The sequence below is a fragment of the Polynucleobacter sp. 35-46-11 genome (assembly GCF_002281105.1).
This window is the reverse complement of record NZ_NCFJ01000542.1, coordinates 1-1,637: the sequence shown is the minus strand read 5'-3', so window position 1 is coordinate 1,637 and position 1,637 is coordinate 1. Positions and strand designations below refer to the sequence as shown.

At 39.9% G+C, this 1,637-nt stretch carries 2 protein-coding genes; both read left to right on the top strand.

All coding sequences use genetic code 11. From position 1 onward, the window contains the following. Window positions 1–235, top strand: a 235-nt coding sequence (locus tag B7Y67_RS17390; RefSeq protein WP_293599706.1) for a hypothetical protein, incomplete at its 5' end; no start/stop codon positions are given. Between the two features lie 127 nt (window positions 236–362). After that, window positions 363–1,637 (top strand): alkaline phosphatase (locus B7Y67_RS17385; RefSeq protein WP_293599705.1); only part of this gene is annotated, 1,275 nt, incomplete at its 3' end.

The window sequence follows — 1,637 nt, the reverse complement described above, 5'->3', positions numbered from 1 at the left end:
CTGCAATAAAAAACACTATCGAAAGTTTTTTAAAACCATATCAATCGCACTTGATCATTTTGGGTTATTTAACGATATTTGTGTCTCGATTAATCGTATTGAGGGTTTGACACAAGCCGACCCCAATTTACTATTTGCATTAGGTTGGCTAAAGGCTGAGCGTGAGAGGGTTAAAAGCCTGTGCATGAAAAGCTTGGATAAAGTTATGCAAGAAACACCCGCCTGGAATTCATAAGCGCAGTAACTGTACTGATCGATAGCCCTATTCGGTAGGGCGCTATTCTTGCTTGACTTGATAGCCTGTCATATGTTTGACATCAAAATTCATGATATTAAGCATTCTTCCTACCGGTGCATATTTCATGACTATTCCTCGCATTTCCTTTTTAATTGCATTGCTCATTCTTTTGCTTCAGTCCATCTGGGTTGAGGCAGCTGGAATTTATCCTATTCAGAACGCTACGATATTGTCAGGCTCCTATTTTGATATCAAGATTGAATTTGATAATGAATATAAGTTAGATGATCTAGACATTAGGCTTAATGGTAATCCACTTAAGAATCAAGTTCAGCAACGATTAACATTTATTGCAAACGAATCTAGTCAAGGTAGCTCACTTATTTATCGTGACGTTCAAATATCTAAGCCAGGAAAATATACTTTAGTAGCTAAAGCTGGAAAAGAGATCCTGCAAGTTTCTTGGGATGTTTACGATACTGGACCAAGAAAGGCAAAAAATATCATTCTATTCATCGGCGATGGAATAACGATTGCCAATCGTACTGCCGCACGTGTTTTATCTAAAGGCATTTCCGAAGGTAGATATCAAGGAAAGCTATCCTTTGATGATATGCCCCATATGGCGTTAGTCGGCACCTCCGGTTCAGATTCTTTGATTACGGACTCCGCAAACTCAATGAGTGCTTACACCACCGGCCATAAAACAGCGGTTAATGCTATGGGGGTCTACGTTTCACGAGCTAGTAATAATCTAGAGCATCCAAAAGTAGAAACTATTACTGAGTTAATTAAGCGTAAGACGAGCATGTCAATCGGAATTGTGTCGGATGCAGAGTTGCAGGATGCCACCCCTGGTGCGATGGTTGCACACACACGAAGACGTGCGGATAAGCCTTACATTGCCGAGCAATTACTTGCGAGTGGTGCGGAAGTCATTCTTGGCGGAGGCTCTGCCTATTTTTATCCACAATCGACTAAAGGTTCAAAGCGTAAGGATGAAAATAATCTGATTGATCAATTTAAGCAGGGTGGCTACAAAATTGCATTCACAAAAGATGAGTTACTTAAAGCTGGTAATGCATCAAGCACGAAAAAACTGTTTGGCGTTTTTCACCCCGATAATATGGATGGATCACTAGACCGTTTTTTTCTAAAGAAGAATACTGTTGAACAATATCCAAATCAGCCTGACTTAACGGAGATGACCCAATCGGCTATTAATGTATTGTCAAAAAATCCCAATGGATTTTTTCTGATGGTTGAGGCCGCATTGATTGATAAATTTAACCACCCCTTAGATTGGGAGAGAGCTGCATTTGATACCATCATGCTCAGCAATGCGGTTCAAGTTGCTAAAGATTTTGCGAAGAATAATCCTGACACCTTAATTATTGTT